Annotated in this window: 16 protein-coding genes; 12 read left to right on the top strand and 4 right to left on the bottom strand. The window is 43.9% G+C overall.

Annotation, left to right across the window (positions count from 1 at the left end):
* Window positions 1–24: 24 nt before the first annotated feature.
* Complete coding sequence (locus ACN6KS_RS23470) at window positions 25–498, bottom strand: hypothetical protein (RefSeq protein WP_094872726.1); 474 nt, start codon at window positions 496–498, stop codon at window positions 25–27.
* A gap of 303 nt (window positions 499–801) precedes the next feature.
* Between ACN6KS_RS23470 and ACN6KS_RS23465 the strand changes: the two genes are divergently transcribed.
* From ACN6KS_RS23465 to mtaB, 7 genes are all read left to right on the top strand, one after another.
* A complete protein-coding gene (locus ACN6KS_RS23465; protein ID WP_094872728.1) occupies window positions 802–1,362 on the top strand; it encodes an RNA polymerase sigma factor in 561 nt (186 codons plus the stop codon).
* Entirely contained in the window at window positions 1,322–3,004 is a 1,683-nt protein-coding gene (locus tag ACN6KS_RS23460) for a DUF4179 domain-containing protein (protein ID WP_440960617.1), read from the top strand. The genes ACN6KS_RS23465 and ACN6KS_RS23460 overlap by 41 nt, the downstream gene beginning before the upstream one ends.
* A gap of 141 nt (window positions 3,005–3,145) precedes the next feature.
* Window positions 3,146–3,724: a DNA-3-methyladenine glycosylase I gene (locus ACN6KS_RS23455; protein WP_440960616.1), complete on the top strand. Its 579-nt coding sequence runs from the start codon at window positions 3,146–3,148 to the stop codon at window positions 3,722–3,724.
* Between the two features lie 191 nt (window positions 3,725–3,915).
* Complete coding sequence (gene prmA / locus ACN6KS_RS23450; RefSeq protein WP_094874821.1) at window positions 3,916–4,971, top strand: 50S ribosomal protein L11 methyltransferase; 1,056 nt, start codon at window positions 3,916–3,918, stop codon at window positions 4,969–4,971.
* Window positions 4,972–4,973: 2 nt separating this feature from the next.
* A complete protein-coding gene (locus tag ACN6KS_RS23445) occupies window positions 4,974–5,657 on the top strand; it encodes a site-2 protease family protein (protein ID WP_094874822.1) in 684 nt (227 codons plus the stop codon).
* A 278-nt stretch (window positions 5,658–5,935) separates the two neighbouring features.
* The gene (locus tag ACN6KS_RS23440) at window positions 5,936–6,700 is read left to right on the top strand and encodes an RsmE family RNA methyltransferase (RefSeq protein WP_042190982.1); all 765 of its coding nucleotides are present in this window, start codon (window positions 5,936–5,938) and stop codon (window positions 6,698–6,700) included.
* 3 nt (window positions 6,701–6,703) lie between these two features.
* The gene (gene mtaB, locus ACN6KS_RS23435) at window positions 6,704–8,050 is read left to right on the top strand and encodes a tRNA (N(6)-L-threonylcarbamoyladenosine(37)-C(2))-methylthiotransferase MtaB (RefSeq protein ID WP_440960615.1); all 1,347 of its coding nucleotides are present in this window, start codon (window positions 6,704–6,706) and stop codon (window positions 8,048–8,050) included.
* An 88-nt stretch (window positions 8,051–8,138) separates the two neighbouring features.
* On the opposite strand, the gene ACN6KS_RS23430 is transcribed toward mtaB, so the two are convergent.
* Both ACN6KS_RS23430 and ACN6KS_RS23425 read right to left on the bottom strand, forming a co-directional pair.
* On the bottom strand, window positions 8,139–8,465 hold the full coding sequence (locus tag ACN6KS_RS23430) for an AzlD domain-containing protein (protein WP_094870306.1): 327 nt from the start codon (window positions 8,463–8,465) through the stop codon (window positions 8,139–8,141).
* Window positions 8,456–9,190, bottom strand: coding sequence for an AzlC family ABC transporter permease (locus ACN6KS_RS23425; RefSeq protein WP_094870307.1), 735 nt, complete (start codon window positions 9,188–9,190; stop codon window positions 8,456–8,458). Before ACN6KS_RS23425 ends, ACN6KS_RS23430 begins: the two co-directional genes overlap by 10 nt.
* A gap of 211 nt (window positions 9,191–9,401) precedes the next feature.
* Here ACN6KS_RS23425 and ACN6KS_RS23420 point away from each other — a divergent pair, with 211 nt between their 5' ends.
* The 4 genes from ACN6KS_RS23420 to ACN6KS_RS23405 all read left to right on the top strand — a co-directional run bounded on the left by ACN6KS_RS23420 (window position 9,402) and on the right by ACN6KS_RS23405 (window position 14,992).
* Window positions 9,402–11,630, top strand: coding sequence for a hypothetical protein (locus ACN6KS_RS23420; protein ID WP_094870308.1), 2,229 nt, complete (start codon window positions 9,402–9,404; stop codon window positions 11,628–11,630).
* Between the two features lie 157 nt (window positions 11,631–11,787).
* Window positions 11,788–12,348 carry an ECF-type riboflavin transporter substrate-binding protein gene (locus tag ACN6KS_RS23415; protein ID WP_042190972.1) on the top strand — a complete coding sequence of 187 codons (561 nt, stop codon included), beginning with the start codon at window positions 11,788–11,790 and terminating at the stop codon, window positions 12,346–12,348.
* Between the two features lie 110 nt (window positions 12,349–12,458).
* A complete protein-coding gene (locus tag ACN6KS_RS23410) occupies window positions 12,459–14,165 on the top strand; it encodes an ABC transporter ATP-binding protein (protein WP_440960614.1) in 1,707 nt (568 codons plus the stop codon).
* Window positions 14,162–14,992 carry an energy-coupling factor transporter transmembrane component T family protein gene (locus ACN6KS_RS23405; RefSeq protein ID WP_179281597.1) on the top strand — a complete coding sequence of 277 codons (831 nt, stop codon included), beginning with the start codon at window positions 14,162–14,164 and terminating at the stop codon, window positions 14,990–14,992. Before ACN6KS_RS23410 ends, ACN6KS_RS23405 begins: the two co-directional genes overlap by 4 nt.
* A gap of 52 nt (window positions 14,993–15,044) precedes the next feature.
* Here the strand turns inward: ACN6KS_RS23405 and ACN6KS_RS23400 are convergent, their stop codons facing one another.
* Window positions 15,045–16,031, bottom strand: a complete 987-nt coding sequence (locus ACN6KS_RS23400; RefSeq protein ID WP_094870310.1) for a Na/Pi cotransporter family protein — start codon at window positions 16,029–16,031, stop codon at window positions 15,045–15,047.
* A gap of 99 nt (window positions 16,032–16,130) precedes the next feature.
* Here ACN6KS_RS23400 and ACN6KS_RS23395 point away from each other — a divergent pair, with 99 nt between their 5' ends.
* Window positions 16,131–17,555 carry a class I SAM-dependent rRNA methyltransferase gene (locus ACN6KS_RS23395; RefSeq protein ID WP_094870311.1) on the top strand — a complete coding sequence of 475 codons (1,425 nt, stop codon included), beginning with the start codon at window positions 16,131–16,133 and terminating at the stop codon, window positions 17,553–17,555.
* Window positions 17,556–17,565 lie beyond the last annotated feature (10 nt).

The following is a 17,565-nucleotide window of genomic DNA, read 5'->3' as shown; positions in this document are numbered from 1 at the left end:
GATATAAGAAAAAGGGTCAATCTCCTACTTACGGGAGACTGACCCTATTTTTTGTTGGAGGTAGCCGATTTTGTTAATAATCAACACAGGAATCATGTATCGATGATTGGTGATGTCTCCGGTAGCGCCAGTCGCCCCAACATACCCTGATAATTCTGATGATACCAGTCGATGGGGAGCTACTAGTTTCTCCGTGCTATCCTTTCCCCAGAATGATATTTGGATGGGGTTGGTTGGCAAATCTTCGGTTGTGAAAAAAAACTCGAAGGCATCAAAGTCTGCAAAATAGTTTCTAGTTATCACTTGATTGGGCATCACTTTTAGAAGATCACAGACATATTGAACTCTTTCTTCATTCATGTAATAGCCTTCAATTAAAACTGTAGATGCATCCTGACCGCTCCAATTGTCAATTTTGACTGTGGCCTGTTGTGTTAGTCTGGTGTTGTTTTCTGAATTGACATTGTTTTCTATGGGGCCAGTAGTTAAAAGAGTCATTATCTTTCCTCCATTTAATATGTTTTTTGTTGTAAGAAGGATGTGCGAATCTCGCAATAAGTGACTATAAAATGTCACTGTAATATTTATATTCAAGATTAAATTAATAGCTTGTATGTATTTCCTATTTTTTATGGACAGCTTCTAGCTTCTAACATCTAACTTTTTGAGATGAGGGTTTATAATCTTATCTAATTCCTTTATGTCAAAAAAGGTAGCCATAGTTTATGCTCGGAAAAACGAACCTTTTCCAAAGATTGGTTGTCATATAGATATCACAGAACAGAAAGGAGGGCGCATGAGTTGGAGACTAACCGGGAGTTATTCGAAACCTACAACAAGGATGTATATCGAACCTGCTACTATATGCTGCATGACGCGGCGGATGCAGAGGACTTGACGCAGGATGTGTTCATTACCGTATTTCGCACGAATCGTGAGAACGTGGAGCATTTGAAAGCTTGGATTATGAAAATAACGGTTAACCATTGCCTCAATCATTTGAAACGAAAACGAACTTTGCAGCAAAAGATAACGGACAATCTGCATTTCTTTAACAAAACGGTAGTAACAACTGTGGAGCAGCAGATTGAGCAGCGTGAGACGGAAATCGAGTGGGCGCAATATATGAGTCAGCTTCCTATCAAACTTAGAATGGTGATCACGCTCAGGTATATGCATGATTTCACTCTGGCTGAAGTTTCGGATATGCTGTCCATTCCACTTGGAACGACCAAATCAAGGCTGCATAAAGGGTTAACGGTAATGAGGAGAATCCTGCAAGAGGCTGGGGTTGAAGTTGAACTAAAGGAGGGCGAATCTTTTGAAAAAGTTGGAAAATATGCTGGAGCATCGATTAAATGAAGATAAAGGCGTGCCTTATCCGGATTTTGAAAGCATGTGGGGACGCTTAGAGCAAGAAGGGAGTACAATGACTCCCATACAAGCTCGGATGATCAATGGTAGCGAGAATAGAGGGAGAAACTGGAGTAAAATAGCGGTGGTTGCTTCATTTTCAGTGCTTATTGCAGCGGCACCTGTATATGCGGCAGTACATTATAATTGGGATAATATGCTCCATGGGAGAGGTGGCGTTCAAGCTGCACTGGCCCAAAATCTCGGACAACAACTGGATCAATCGGTGACGCTGGATGGAGTAACGCTGAAGCTACATACAGCTATTGTGGATGAGAATCGGACGGTCATCTTATTCACTATGGATGTAGGAAAACGCTTGGAAAATGAAATTTGGAATGTAAAAGGAATGACCTTGAAGGACGCAGATGGGGCGAGTAATCCTAGTGAATTCAGTTATGTGCTTTGGGATGAAAAAAATCAACTTTACAACGGATATTTTGAAAGTGATTGGACGCCGAAGCAGAACAACGTGAATGTCCAATTAGTTGCAGATAATATGCAAGCCTTTAGCACACAGGAGTTAGATTTAGCGTTGGATATCCGATCGCAGGAGACACAGAATTTTCCGATTGGGCAGGAAGGAATGCGCAGCATAGAGGTGAAACCTTTTACCCAAGGACAAGAAAAAATGTTATTCTCTTCAGCGATTATTTTTGATCAGCCAGAAGCAAAAGAATGGACAAATCCAACTATTGTCGGGTACAAAAACGGAACGCTAATAAATTCGCTGCCCGGAGGTACTTTCGGTGCACCAGGTGAAAATGGGGAATATACCGCACAGCAATATTTTAAAGCCGAAGATGTTTCCAGTGGTCAGCTCACTTATAAACTTCAGTACATGAAGCAAGAGAAAAATGTTGAGGGGCCGTTGGCTTTCGATCTTCAATTAAGTAAAAAGCAGATGGAGAGCGGAACCATAAATACCTCATTAAATCTGCCACTAGAAGAGGGTGAAACTGACTACACGCTGGAGAAAATGGTACTGACACCTACTCAAATTCGAATCACAATTCGAAGTAAAGAGAAAGGCGACAATTTCCCTTACAAAAAGTCTGCTCTTGAAGTAGGAGGCAAGTCGCTGGAGGGTGATTTCTGGAGATCTCCAGAAGGAGAGCCAGAATTGACAGTGCTTCGTTTTGAGCGGCCAGTTGATCTTGAAATTACGAAAGAGACGCCGATTACCTTTGTTGCTAAATATAAGGTGACCCAGCATGGCAGCTATAAAATTACCAAAAATAATGATGATAAAATACCACTTCTTTTAACAAACATCTCTCAAAAGAAACAGACAATTATCCAGCAACTTGGCGGATACCCTGTGAAGTGGACGTATTATATGCAGGGAGCCGATCTTTATGTAGAAACTGGAAGTGATGATACTCGCTTTGGTGGTATTAATCAGACCCATATCGGACTGGGGAAAGAACGTATTCTAGGTAAGCCCGTGACCGTTAATTTCACTGGCGATGGAAACAACAAGGCGATTGATGTTTATAAGGATTTTAAAGGTACAGAAGCTTCTATTTATAACTTCTACTACACCACTGATGATCCGGAAAAAGAGACGAGAGTGCAGATCCAGCCTTAAGAGGTTGGCAATACGTAAGCTTATAGAAAATAGTAACTTTTTTAGGGATGAACCTTGTGTTCTTCCCTTTTTTTCGTTTACAGTGAATAGATGATGTAAAGGTTCAGCTATGCATAAGCATAATTAAAGGAGAGAAACAGGATGGAAGTCAATCGCTGTGCTTGGGTCAATGATGATCCTCTATATATCGCCTATCATGATGAGGAGTGGGGCAAACCTCTGTACGATGACCGCAAGCTGTTTGAATTACTTATGCTGGAAGGGATGCAAGCAGGGCTAAGCTGGTACACGGTACTAAAAAAACGAGCGCGTTTCAGAGAGGTTTTTGACGGATTTGATCCGGAAAAGATTGTCCATTACGATGAGGCAAAAATTGCTGAGCTAATGAGTGACCCCGGGATTATTAGAAATCGATTGAAAATTGATTCTATCATTCGTAATGCGGGTGTATACTTGCAAATTTGCGAGGAAAATGGAAGCTTTGCGGATTATCTCTGGAGCTTTGTCGGAGGTGTGCCAACTATTAATCATTGGAAGACTCGTGCAGATGTACCTGCTTCGACGTCTCGGTCTGATGAGATGAGTAAGGTGTTAAAGAAGAAAGGCATGAAGTTTGTGGGTACTACAATATGCTATGCTTTTATGCAGGCATCGGGGATGGTGGATGATCATTCGCTCAACTGCTTTTGTAGGTGTAAAGAGGACATCGCAGATCGTTGAGCTGTAGTTTGGCGTTACACCAAGAAGAAATGTTATACTATGAAGCGAATGCTTTCGAAGCGAGTTTTGCACGAAGTAAATCAATGAAGCAAATGCTTCACAAAACTAAGCCTATGCTTTCGAAGTCAGTTTTGCACGAAGTAAATCAATGAAGCAAATGCTCACAAAACTTTTAGGAGGATTACATAAAGATGTTATGGCATGAAGTGACGATACATACAACAGAAGAAGCACAGGAAATGATTTCGAATTTTTTATATGAAGCTGGTGCAGGTGGAGTTTCTATCGAGGAATCCGGCACACTGAATAAAGAACGGGATACACGTTACGGTGAATTGTACGACCAACCTTTGAATGATATTCCAGAAGGGGAAGCGGTCATAAAGGGTTATTATGCCGATTCCACAGATATGGATGCTGTTATAGAAGAATTGACTCCACGGGTAGCCGAATTACATGAGTACGGGATTGATCCAGGCAAAGCGTTGATTTCTTGGAAGACTGTGGATGAAGACGAATGGGCGCATGCTTGGAAGCAATATTTCAAACCGCTGCGGGTATCGGAGCGTCTCACCATTAAACCAACCTGGGAGGAATATACGCCTGAGAGTCCGGATGAAGCCATCATTGAGATCGACCCTGGGATGGCATTTGGTACTGGGACTCACCCTACAACAGCTCTGTGCCTCCGTGCACTTGAAAAGAATATTAGCGGCGGTGAAGAAGTTATCGATGTCGGTACAGGTTCAGGAATTCTGGCTGTAGGTGCGATGCTGCTAGGTGCAAAATCTGTATTGGCCTTAGATTTAGATCCGGTGGCTGTGGAAAGTGCACGGGAGAATGTAGCCCTTAACAAGCTTGAATCGTCCATAACGGTAAAAGAGAGCGATCTTCTGTCGCTGCTGGGCGGGGAAGGTGTAGCTGATACAGCGGCTGGAGAGATGTGGCCATCCGCTAGACCTGGTCACTCACTAGAAGGAGCCGTTCCTGCTAAGCAAGAGCAAGAAGGCAGCCTTGGCGTGACATTACCTGTACAAATTGTAGTTGCGAATATTTTGGCGGAAATCATCGTATTGTTTACGGATGATGTATACCGCGCGCTTCAGCCTGGAGGCCTCTACATTACCTCAGGTATATATAAAGATAAAGAAGGACTTGTGGCGAACGCGCTGAAAGCGTCTGGCTTTGAGATTATTGAAATATCCCGTGAAGAAGATTGGGTGGCATTTACAGCCGGAAAGAGGTAAAAATGGATATATTGCAAAGTATAATTCGAGTAGATTTAGATCAGCTTCCTTTCCTGCTCATTACAATTTTAATTGCTTTTACAGTACATGAATTCAGTCATGCTTATTTCGCGAATAAGTTCGGGGACCCAACAGCAAGATTACTTGGCCGCATGACGCTTAACCCTGCTGTTCATTTCGATTTCTTTGGTATTTTGCTGCTGCTAGTTGCTGGCTTCGGTTGGGCGCGTCCGGTTCCGGTAAACCGCGATAACTTTAGTCGTCCTCGTCTCATGGGAGTCATCGTGTCGGCTGCGGGACCAATCAGTAACCTGCTCTTAGGAATTATTGGTGCTATAATATACGGTGCACTTGCGGCAACTGGAGTTCTGGATAATATCTCGAATGATCGCATGCTCGAGGCTGTATACTTATTCTTTGGTACCTTCATTCAATGGAACTTCTTTCTGTTTCTGTTCAATCTTATTCCGCTGCCGCCACTGGATGGCTATCGGATTGTGGAAGATATTGCCCCACGTTCGATCCGCGGCAAATTACAGCAATTTGAACAATGGGCTGTATTCCTCTTTTTATTAATTCTGTTTATTCCTGGGCTACGGACGTTTACAATTGATCCGCTTGCAGGCTGGGCTAGTGAAATGTCGAGAACATTTGTACAGCTGTCTCTAAGAATTTTTGGCAGCTAAGGCAAGGAATGAAGTCTGTTCAACCTTTGTCAAACATTGTATTATGTAATTTGATCAAAATTTGATCATTAATTTTCGCTTGACCGAACCTTATATTTCTTGAAGAAACGGGTGACGTCCTTATAAGGGCGACTAAGCCGTTTCTTCAAATATAAGAAAGTATAAGTTTCACACTATACTTTATGACTTATATTTCTCGTTTAAACGCTTACAGTCCTTATAGGGACGCCGAAGGCGTTTATACTTGTTACTGAATTTATGAACAGGATGATGATGAGATGCAGCGATATTTCGTTACACCGGAGCAGTTTGGTGCGGATACCGTGAGAATTGATGGGGAAGACGCCCGTCATATCGCTAAAGTGATGCGTGGTAAGGCAGGGGACAAGCTTATTGTTAGCGATGGTGTTTCGCGTGAGGCATTAGTAGAGATTGCGCAGATTGAAATTGGGGAAGTCACTGTGAACATTCTGGAGTCCCTGGAGATGACGCATGAACCTCGAATTAAAATTACAGTCGCACAGAGCTTGCCTAAAGCCGATAAGATGGAAACTGTCATTCAGAAGTGTACAGAGATTGGTGCTGTAGGCTTTGTTCCTTTTCTGTCAGAACGCACAATAGTGCAATACGACGAGCGTAAAGAAAGCAAACGACTGGATCGCTGGCGTAAAATTTGTAAGGAAGCTGCCGAACAGGCTCATCGGAACATCGTTCCGTCTGTAGGATCACCTTTGTCCTGGAAGCAGCTTTTACAGACTTTTAGTGAATATGATGCTGTTTATTTCTGTTATGAAAAAGAGGAAGGCTTGCAGCTTCGAAGCAGCGTTGCTCCATGGTTAGCATCACTTTCACCGCAATCTGGCGGGAAAGTTATGGTTGTGGTTGGTCCTGAAGGAGGTTTTACTCCGGAGGAATGCCTCAAGGCAGAAGAAGCCGGGGCAGTATCCGTAGGACTGGGACGGCGAATTCTGCGCTGTGAGACAGCGGGCATGGTTGCCGCTGCTTGTATATTATATGAATCTGGAGAAATGGGAGGAGCTTAAGAGATGCCATCCGTAGCGTTTTATACTTTAGGTTGTAAAGTGAATTTCTATGATACCGAAGCCATTTGGCAGCTATTTAAAAATGAAGGTTACGAGCAGGTTGATTTCGAGGGTCCCGCCGATGTATATCTGATTAATACTTGTACAGTAACTAACACAGGTGACAAAAAAAGCCGTCAAATGATCCGACGCGCCGTGCGCCGTAATCCAGAGGCCATCGTAGCCGTAACAGGCTGTTACGCACAAACCTCTCCTGGGGAGATTCTAGATATTCCTGGAGTTGACCTTGTCATCGGTAACCAGGACCGCGATCAGATCATGACACATGTGAAGAATATTGAAGCCTCACGTCAGCCGGTCAATGCTGTGCGTAATATTATGAAGACACGTGAGTTCGAAGAGATGGATGTGCCAGGCTTTGCGGATCGGACGCGTGCCTTTATGAAGATTCAGGATGGTTGTAACAACTTCTGCACCTTCTGCATCATTCCATGGTCGCGTGGACTTTCGCGCAGCCGTGATCCAAAAAGCATCGTAGCTCAAGCGCATCAATTGGTAGAAGCAGGGTATAAGGAGTTTGTACTTACAGGTATTCATACCGGAGGTTACGGTGATGATCTTAATAATTACCGACTTTCCGATTTACTGTGGGATCTAGATAAGGTAGATGGTCTGGAACGGGTGCGTATCAGTTCTATTGAAGCTAGTCAGATTGATGAGAAGCTGCTTGAGGTGCTGAACCGCTCCTCCAAAATGTGCCGTCATCTGCATATTCCGTTACAAGCCGGTCATAATGATGTGCTGAAAGCGATGCGCCGTAAATATACGACAGAAGAGTATTACACCAAAATGCAATTGATCCGCCAGGCGATGCCAGATGTCGGGATTACCACTGACGTTATCGTTGGATTCCCGGGTGAGACCGATGAGATGTTCCGTGCCGGATACGATTTCATGAAGGCTGTAAATTACTCGGAGATGCATGTATTCCCGTATTCCAAGCGGACAGGTACTCCTGCAGCACGGATGGACAATCAGATTGATGATGAGATCAAAAATGTACGTGTGCAGGAGCTGATTGATCTATCCGAAGAAATGCAATTAGCATATGCCCGTAAGTTTGTAGGACAGACGCTTAGTGTGATTCCGGAAAGATCCGCTAAAGGAGCTCCGGGACGTAATATCCAGCATGGATTCAGCGACAACTATTTGCAGGTCTTCTTTGATGGAGAGGATTCACTTCAAGGAGAACTTTGTGAGGTGAAGATCACCGAAGCTGGTGTGAACGAATGCCGAGGCGAATTGGTCGGGGTTAGTCAGAGCGGTCTTAAGCAGGCTGTCCTTAAGTAATAGACAGAAGTAAGTAGACAACAGAGCAGCCAATTTCCGTTAGTGGAGAATGGCTGCTCTGTGTTTTTGTTGCTGGGTATGGAGTAGATCAAAAAAACATCCGGAGGATCATAATCGAAACAATCCCCGCCAGCACAGTTCCTAGCAAACTCCGGGTCTTTATAGCGATCCAAAAAGTAGGGATTGCCGCAAAAAGCTCAACGTTATTAGCTATAGGTGAGAATTTTCCATCATTTAAGAGGATCTCCTGACCTATTAGTGCCGCCATAACAGAGATAGGAACATAATTTAACCAGCGCATTCCCCATTCAGGCAATTCGAATCGGCTTAGAATCATTAATGGAACCACCCTTGGAATGAAGGTTACCAAAGCCGCCCCTAGAATAATCAAAAATACAGCCCATCTCACTTCCATTTTTCAAGCACCATCCCTACTGTTGACGCAATGACCGTTGCAACAATGACACCTACACTACCGGAGAATACGAAGGAGCTAGCTACAGCGATGATTACTGCTAGGATTGCGACAACTAAATCAAGTTTTATTTTATTACGATCAATCATGGAAATAACAAGGATGCCAATGAACATGGCAGGTAAAGCAAACTGTAGACCGAATTGATCTGGATCAGAAATCCACTGTGCCAAAAAAGCTCCTGCTATATTCGCAATAAACCAATTTAAATAGGCAGTGAGATTAAGGCCATGCATCCATTTTTCACTGATTTGTTGCTTATTCACTGTTTGATTAATAGCAACTCCAAAGGTCTCATCTGTCAGCAGGGTTCCAACCAGCATGTTTCTCAGTGGGGTAAGATGCCGGAAATAAGGTGAAAGAGCTGCACTAAGCAAAATGTGACGAAGATTCACGATAAATATCGTAACAATAATAGCAACAGGCGAGCTGCTTACAGCTATCATTCCAGCAGCTATAAACTGTGCTGAACCGGCATAAAGCATCAGACTTATCAAGGCAATCTCAGCAATGCTCAGCCCGGCGGTCTTTTGAACAACACCTGCTGCAAGTCCAATGCTCAAATAACCGAGTAGTGTGGGAATGCAATCTTTTACCCCTTTAAGGAAGCTATCTTCCTCTTTTGGAGTAGGGATTGTCTCTAGTTGAAAGTTCTCTATACTCATCGTAGCCCCCTTGGTTCAAAAAAAGAATGTAGTAGCTAGCATATTACTTCCTAATATATTGATCAACCCTACACCTGATTATCTAGTCTGAAAGTCCTGAATTTGGCTTTATGGAGTTATAGGGTAAACACTTGGTGTACAATTGTCGATATAAGTAAAAGAGTGTGGGGATAAACCACCAAACGACATTATAACCTAAGGGAGAGAACAAATGACTGTGTACAGGAAAATGACGAAAATGCTCCTCATCATGATATTGTTAGCTACTGCGGTTTTTCCGGTAAGTGTCTTTGCAGCTGCCGGCGATATCAACTCGATTGAGTTTGAAAGCTCAGCCAAACTGCAGCTTACGGTTGGACAAACGCCAAAGCAACTGAAGATATATGCGAATGTAGAAGGGTCCTCCTCCAAAAGAGATGTGACGGGTGCAGTGGTATGGAATTCTTCTAACACTAACGCTGTAAAAGTAGTAAATGGCTTATTGACTCCGATAGATAGCGGAAAGGCTATTATTACAGCTACTTATAATCATGCACTCGCTACTATAGAAGTAGAGGTATCACATCCGATCAAAGAATTGAAGCTCGAATATAGCTCCGAAGGGAACTATAAATTGGGTGACGAAGAGGATAAACTGTTGGTCAAAGCCAATGCGATTGGTGGCGAAACAGCGACTTCTGCCAAGGATGTAACGGCTGATACCACTTGGAGCAGCTCCAATACAAGCGTATTGACGATTGCAGAAGGTAAGATCACACTAGCGGGTGAAGGTACTTCAACCATTACTGCCAAATACAAGGACTTAACAGCAACCTTTAAAGCGGTAGTGAAATTGCCTTATTCTGAAATTGAGCTTAAAAATGATAAGGGCATCGTAATTAAGGAAATTGAAATGCTCGTTGGTGATAATCCGGTGAAAGTAACTGCGTTTACCAAAGAGACTACAAAGACGACCCCAAATGATATTTCAGAGAAAGCGGAATGGTCTTCTTCTAATACAAGTGTCGCTACTGTAGACAAGGGAGAAATCAAAGTACTGTCCGCAGGAAAAGCTGTAATTACAGTATCTTATCTGGGGATTACACAAACTGTGGATGTATATGTACGTGCTCCTTACGAGGCGTTATTGCTTACTCCATCAGGCGATCAATTCTTGTTTATGGGTGAGAGCTTGAACGTTAAAGCAGAAGTTCGAGATGCTGCGAATTCCACTCCGAATGTATCCAGTAGTGCAGTATGGAGTTCGGACAACCAACTCGCGGCGACGGTTACTGCGGGTACTGATGCTGCAGCGATCACCGCAAAAGCAGTGGGAACATCGGTTATTAAAGCAGAATACAGAGGGATTAGTAAAAGCTTTAAGTTGACGGTATATCCTACGATTACAGAGTTGGAAGCTGATAAAACGGAACTGGACATGTACACAGAGGATTCCGTAAGTTTGCCAAAGGTAAACGGAACTAAGCTAGACGGCACGAAGCTGGATCTCAGTCAAGAAATTGAGTGGACTTCTGCCAATGATGATATTGCCACCATCAAAGATGGCAAGCTCGTTGCTGAAAAGGCTGGTACTGTTAATATTGTCGGCAAAATAAAATCAGAGAATCCTACCTCCTCCAAAGCGGCTATCCGGGAAAAAAGTGTTGTAGTGAGTGTTACAGTTAAAGATAAGGTTCATATTTTGCTCGGACCAGAGGAAAACGTTGTGATTGTTACTGGTGAAGAGAAGGCTGTTCCTGAAGTCAAAGCTGTGATGGAAAATGGGAATGAACTCGATGCTACAGGTACTATGGAGTGGGAGATTACCGGTACGAATGCAATTATCAAGACAACCTCTTCAGGCAAGGTAATCAAAGGACTGGTGAAGGGTTCTGCCACTTTAAAGGGAACCTACGCTAATAAGACTATTAGTATCCCGGTTACTATTGAACAAAAAGTTACTAAAATTGTTGTAGAACCGAATGCGATTGAATTGAATATTAAAGGTTCTAAATCCATAAAGGTAACGGCTTACTACTCTAATGGTAAGACGGGGAATATCTCCAGCAGCATGAATTGGGAGTCCTCGAATGAAGCTGTTGCCACGGTTAAAAGTACATCTGTTAAAGCCATAACAGAAGGAACTGCGACGTTATCAGGTTCTTACCAAGGGCTCGCTGCTAGTGTCAAAATTAATGTAGTTCCTAAGCTAATGAAGTTGACTGTCAACGAGACTAGACTGAAGATGGCTCCGGGAGCTGTTCAGAATGCAGTTGTGATTGCGCAGTATGATACGGGGAAGACCGCTATTGTTACTGGAAGTGCGGCGTGGACTAGCTCTAAGCCTTCTGTAGCTAGAGTATCTGCTAGCGGTCAGATTGTAGCTGTGAGCAAAGGAACGGCATCCATTAAAGGAAAGATTGGTACCAAGACAGTGACGGTTACCGTTACTGTGAAATAGATGAAGTAAATCATATAATAACTCTATAAGTGGTCTGGGTCTGCAAAGCCAACATTAATGTTGCTTTGCAGATTTTTTTATTTTAATCTATATTAATTCCGACTATTCCGATGTATAATTAAATAAAATAAAAAGAAGCGTTGGGGGAGATGAAAATATGGCAAAACAAAAGGTGTTATCGATTAAGACGATTGTTGCGATTGGTATCGGTTCTGCTTTATTCGTTATTTTGGGCAGGTTCGGTTCGATTCCATCCGGAATTCCAAACACTAACATTGAGACTACATACGCTTTACTGGCATTGTTTGCACTATTATACGGTCCGTTTGCCGGATTACTCATTGGCCTGATCGGACATACACTGAAGGATGCGATTTTTTATGGTTCCCCTTGGTTCAGTTGGGTGATCGCTTCTGGAATTGTTGGGCTCGTTGTTGGGCTGCTTGTGGCTAGAATTGGGATTCATGATGGGGAGTTCGGACGAAAGGAACTGATTCGTTTTAATCTGGCCCAGATTGTCGCTAACGCAATCGCCTGGTTCTTAGTAGCACCTGTACTGGATATTCTAATCTATGCGGAACCGGCGAATAAAGTATTCACACAAGGACTTATCGCCGGAGCATCCAATATAGTCACTGTGGCAGTGATTGGTTCTCTACTGGCAATAGCATATGCAAAGACAAGAACGAAGCAAGGCAGCTTGACCAGAGAAGCCTGAGTAGCATATAATCCAAACCAAAAGCCGGTGGAGATCACCGGCTTTTTTATGGCTGTAAAACATATAATGAAAGTGAAATTCTTCAAACGAAGCTAAGAGGAAGGTCAAGGATGAAAAAAGCAGTGATTGAATTTAAGGATTTTAGTTTTCAATATCGAGCACAGCAGGAGCCTACACTCACAGATATTAACTTAACGATTGCCGAAGGGGAGAAGGTACTTATTGTGGGACCCTCTGGTTCTGGGAAAAGTACACTGGCTCATTGTATAAACGGACTCATCCCTTTTGCTTATAAAGGTGAAATGTCTGGATCATTGCGAATTATGGGTCTGGAGCAGAAAGAACTTAGTATTGCAGCATTGTCGGATCAGGTAGGGACTGTACTGCAAGACCCGGATGGACAATTTGTTGGATTAACGGTTGGAGAGGATATCGCCTTCAGTCTGGAGAATCACGCGGTCCAACAGGCCGAAATGATAGAAAAGGTAGTGGCTGCAGCAACAGCCGTGGATATCCACGAATATTTAGGAGCGTCACCTCAGGAATTGTCAGGTGGTCAGAAGCAAAAAACGACCTTAGCTGGCGTTCTAGTTGTTGATGTGGACATCCTGTTGTTTGATGAGCCTTTGGCAAACTTAGATCCATATACCGGCACAAAAGCAATTGAGCTTATTGACCGAGTGCAAAAAGAGACCGGTAAAACGGTTATTATTATCGAGCACAGGCTCGAGGAAGTACTTCACCGTGCGGTGGACCGCATTATTGTGATCCATGACGGACGCCTTGCGGCGGATATGCCAGCCGCTGAGCTATTAAGCACGGGCTTACTTTCAGAAGCAGGCATTCGGGAACCTCTCTATTTAACGGCTTTAAAGTATGCAGGATGTACGATTGCATCAGATATGAATCCGCAGCATATAGATGAAATTCAGCTGGACTCTTGCTCCAGCAAGCTTGAGTACTGGTATGATAACAATAATTCGCAGCAGGATAAACGTGAGAGTCTACCTATCCTTGAGCTACGTGATGTTTCATTCGGTTATGAGAAGAGCAGACCAGTACTTCATAAACTTAACCTTCTTATTCATAAAGGAGAAATGGTCTGTATAGCTGGGAGAAATGGGGCTGGGAAATCCACGGTATCTAAGCTTATCTGTGGCTTTTATAAGCCCACTTCCGGTTCGATATTGATGAACGGAAGGGATATTGCCAAGGATACGATTAAGGAGCGGGCAGAGCGGATCGGTTTCGTGATGCAGAATCCTAATCATATGATTTCTAAGACGCTTTTATATGATGAGGTTGCGCTAGGCCTTAAATTACGAGGGGTGTCTGAGGAGCTTATTCGTGAGCGAGTGCATCATGTTTTAAAAATATGCGGTCTATACGCTTTTCGTAGCTGGCCCATCTCTGCGCTCAGCTACGGTCAGAAGAAACGTGTGACTATTGCTTCTATTATGATCCTGGAGCCGGAAGTGATCATATTAGATGAGCCGACTGCAGCACAGGATTATAGGCACTATAACGAAATGATGGAATTTCTTTTGACGCTTCGTGAACAGGGAATGACGGTCATTATGATTACGCATGATATGCATCTTATGCTGGAGTATGCCGATAGAGCTGTAGTGTTGTCTGATGGTGTTAAGCTTGCTGATGATAGCCCTGAACGAGTGCTAACCAATTTAGAAGTAGTGAGGAATGCTAATTTGAAAGAGACCTCACTATTTACATTGGCTATGAAGGTCCAATTGGATCAGCCAGAAGAGTTTGTAAGAAGATTTATTGCATACGACAGGAGGAGCCGGGGCGGATGAAGGCCACAATGTTAACTTTTACGAAGCAGGATTCACCTGTTCACCGTCTTACAGGCGCCACTAAGCTGATTTTATTTATAGTGTGGTCGTTGACAGGCATGATTACATACGATACAAGATGTCTAATAGTGATGCTGCTCTTTAGTTTGATCGCCTTTAGAGTCTCTAAAGTTCAGTTTCAGGATTATGCCTTCGTCCTATATTTTATATTACTCTTCTTTGTGCTTAATCATATAGCTATCTTTATTTTTTCTCCATTGGAAGGTGTAAAGGTATACGGTTCACGGCATGATATTGTTCATCTTGTAGGTCGGTATACCGTAACATATGAGCAGCTATTCTATCAATTAAATATTGCCCTTAAGTATGCAGTGGTCATTCCCATGGCACTGTTGTTCCTTCTAACGACAAATCCTAGTGAATTCGCAGCGTCTTTAAACCGGATTGGTGTGAATTATAAAATTGCATATTCTGTATCGCTTGCGCTGCGGTACATTCCGGATATCCAAAGAGATTATGAGAATATTTCGTTCTCCGCTCAGGCACGGGGAATAGACATCTCTCGAAAAGAAAAGCTGCCTAAACGGCTTAAAAATATTATTTCAATTCTTATGCCTTTGATTCTGACCAGCATTGAACGCATTGAGAATATTAGTACGGCTATGGAATTACGTGGCTTTGGAACACAGAATAAACGGACTTGGTACAGCAGTCGTCCTTTCTCAAGAAATGATTATATTGCTTTGATCTTATTCGCTCTGATTGCAATCACTACGACGATAATCACTTTTTATGATGGATCGCGGTTTTATAATATTTTCGATTGAAGTATAATAGTACAGTTGTGGAAAGTTTGGGTTCAGGCGTTACAGTAACTCGTTACGATAGAAGACGTTTCTCCAGTCTTGACCATACAGGCAGGTAACATAATGGCAGTGCGATTATCGAGCAGATTATATTAAAAATAGTCTGGGCATGGGCGATCTGTGAAGAGGGGCCTCCGCCGATCCAAGCAGCGGTTGCTTGCAGGGGTCCGATAAGTGGCAGGAACAGTAGTGCACCGCCAACATTGAGTGCAACATGCGACCATGCGACGAAGACGCCAGAAGACGAGCCGCCGATGGAAGCGATGACTGCCGTGAGGCAGGTGCCGACGTTGGCGCCGAGCACGATGGCTATGCCAAGCTCTGTGGGCATGGCACCCGACGCAGCAATGCTCATAGCCATGGCAATGACCGCAGCGCTGCTATGTAGCAGGGCTGTTAAGCAGGCGCCAGCGGCGATTCCCCACAAGGCACTTGTGGCCGCATGATCCAAGAACCAAAGGAATAGGCCGCTCTCCTGAAGTGTCCCGCCGATGGACTGCATAACTGCGATTCCCCATAAGACTAAGGCGAATCCTGATATAGCCAGGCTGATGAATTGCAGCGGCTCTGATATTTTCCGGCACAGTGCTGCTGCCCGTGACGTATGAGGTAACTCGCCTGCTATAACAGCTGCTGCCCACAAACTCAGCGAGGCAGCCAGCAATGGTGTAGCCATAGTATTGATCTGAAGTCCGATGAGTTCGGTGGTCAGAGTGGTGCCGATGTTGCTACCTAAGATAATGCCAAGCGTACGAGCATAGGTGAGCAGACCGGCATTTACCATGCCGATCGTTAGTACGGTTACAGCCGTGCTGCTCTGAAGCAGGGCTGACAGTACACTGCTTGCGATCAAGCCTTTGATAGGTGTAGAGGTTGCCTTATTCAGACTTGTTGTTAACAGAGGGCCTGCAAGCTTGGACAATGCTGTCTCCATTAGCTTCATGCCAGCCAGAAAGATAACCAAACCATATATAATAGGAAAAAGCAGATCACGGAACATAGGGCATACTCCTTTGAACGAGGGTTGTACACCAATATATGAAAGTAACGAGTAGGACATGTATAAAATCATTTTTAGAAAAACAGGGAGTTGAAGTCATTGGCATCGGTTAGATTAGAACGCAATCGCAAAAAAAGATTGGAACAGGGCCATCCATGGGTCTATGCAGGTGAAGTTGCATCAGTAGAAGGAAACCCGGAAGCAGGGGGATTAGTTGATGTTCTTAATCATCAAGGCCGTTTTCTGGCGGTAGGATATTACAATCCAGCGTCGCAGATTCGGGTAAGAATTGTATCGCAGGGACCTTTGGCTATCATGGACACCGCCTTTTTCGCAGAACGGTTTACGAATTGTCTGCAACATAGAGAACGTTTCCTGCCTGGGGCGGATGCTTATCGTTTGGTTTATGGTGAAGCGGACTTTTTGCCAGGTCTGATTGTGGATCGGTTCGGCGATATTCTGGTTGTGCAGCTACTTACACTCGGAATGGACAAGTGTCGTACAGAGATTGTTGAAGCACTTGTACAGGTTATGGCACCGCGTGGTATTTATGAACGCAGTGATGTTAGTGTACGTGAACTGGAAGGGCTGGAGCAGACTACAGGTGTGCTGTACGGGGAATGCCCAAGACATGTTACTGTAAGTGAAAATGATCTGAAGCTGGTAGTAGATATCGAAGAGGGCCAGAAGACCGGTTATTTCTTTGATCAGCGTGAGAATAGAGCATCCATTGCGCCTCTCATGAAAGGCTGGGGTGGACGAAGCGGAATTACACTGCAAGAAATAGAAGCAGAAGATGGCTCGTTACAAACTTTGCCGGTAAATAAGAGTGGTAAACACGTAACCTTCCCTTATTGGGATGGTGCTACAGTGCTGGAGTGCTTTTCGCATACAGGCAGTTTCACGCTGCATGCTTGCAAGTATGGCGCGAAAAAAGTAACCTGCCTTGACGTTTCCGCTCATGCTATAGAGAGTGCTAAGGTTAATGTGGAGCTAAATGGCTTTACTGATCGAGTGGAATTTGTAGTGGACGATGCTTTTGCCTACCTTCGCAATCAGGTCAAGGGGCTGGAGGAACGTTCGGAGCGGGCGACGGTTGCCAGCGGAACGGAATCAACAGTAACGACTACAAATGCTAAATCCGGAGGCAAAGCCGCCAAAACGGACACCTCCAAGCCTATGACAGCAGGTGGAGGTAGAACTTGGGATGTAGTTATCCTAGACCCTCCAGCGTTTGCGAAAACTAAAAGTGCAGTAGCAGGCGCTTGCCGTGGTTACAAGGACATCAATCTGCATGGCATGAAGCTGGTGAACGAAGGTGGATATTTGGTTACCGCAAGCTGTTCATACCATATGCAACCGGATCTATTTCTTGAGACGATTGCTGACGCAGCTAAAGATGCTGGTAAAGTACTGAGACTTGTGGAATGGCGTGCCGCAGGCAAAGACCATCCGCAGATTCTAGGTGTTAACGAAGGACACTATCTGAAGTTTGCGATTTTTGAAGTGCGGAGTAAGAAATAAGCTGGCTGTT

This window comes from Paenibacillus nitricinens, from assembly GCF_052056485.1.
GTDB classification, from domain to species: Bacteria; Bacillota; Bacilli; order Paenibacillales; family Paenibacillaceae; genus Paenibacillus_AQ; species Paenibacillus_AQ nitricinens.
This window is presented reverse-complemented; position numbering and strand designations above follow the sequence as displayed.

What these genes read in the sequence shown, in the direction of transcription:
- ACN6KS_RS23470 (WP_094872726.1), bottom strand. Translation starts at nt 498, where the DNA reads ATGACTCTTTTAACTACTGGCCCCATAGAAAACAATGTCAATTCAGAA.
- ACN6KS_RS23455 (WP_440960616.1), top strand. Translation starts at nt 3,146, where the DNA reads ATGGAAGTCAATCGCTGTGCTTGGGTCAATGATGATCCTCTATATATC.
- prmA (WP_094874821.1), top strand. Translation starts at nt 3,916, where the DNA reads ATGTTATGGCATGAAGTGACGATACATACAACAGAAGAAGCACAGGAA.
- ACN6KS_RS23445 (WP_094874822.1), top strand. Translation starts at nt 4,974, where the DNA reads ATGGATATATTGCAAAGTATAATTCGAGTAGATTTAGATCAGCTTCCT.
- ACN6KS_RS23440 (WP_042190982.1), top strand. Translation starts at nt 5,936, where the DNA reads ATGCAGCGATATTTCGTTACACCGGAGCAGTTTGGTGCGGATACCGTG.
- mtaB (WP_440960615.1), top strand. Translation starts at nt 6,704, where the DNA reads ATGCCATCCGTAGCGTTTTATACTTTAGGTTGTAAAGTGAATTTCTAT.
- ACN6KS_RS23430 (WP_094870306.1), bottom strand. Translation starts at nt 8,465, where the DNA reads ATGGAAGTGAGATGGGCTGTATTTTTGATTATTCTAGGGGCGGCTTTG.
- ACN6KS_RS23425 (WP_094870307.1), bottom strand. Translation starts at nt 9,190, where the DNA reads ATGAGTATAGAGAACTTTCAACTAGAGACAATCCCTACTCCAAAAGAG.
- ACN6KS_RS23420 (WP_094870308.1), top strand. Translation starts at nt 9,402, where the DNA reads ATGACTGTGTACAGGAAAATGACGAAAATGCTCCTCATCATGATATTG.
- ACN6KS_RS23415 (WP_042190972.1), top strand. Translation starts at nt 11,788, where the DNA reads ATGGCAAAACAAAAGGTGTTATCGATTAAGACGATTGTTGCGATTGGT.
- ACN6KS_RS23410 (WP_440960614.1), top strand. Translation starts at nt 12,459, where the DNA reads ATGAAAAAAGCAGTGATTGAATTTAAGGATTTTAGTTTTCAATATCGA.
- ACN6KS_RS23405 (WP_179281597.1), top strand. Translation starts at nt 14,162, where the DNA reads ATGAAGGCCACAATGTTAACTTTTACGAAGCAGGATTCACCTGTTCAC.
- ACN6KS_RS23400 (WP_094870310.1), bottom strand. Translation starts at nt 16,031, where the DNA reads ATGTTCCGTGATCTGCTTTTTCCTATTATATATGGTTTGGTTATCTTT.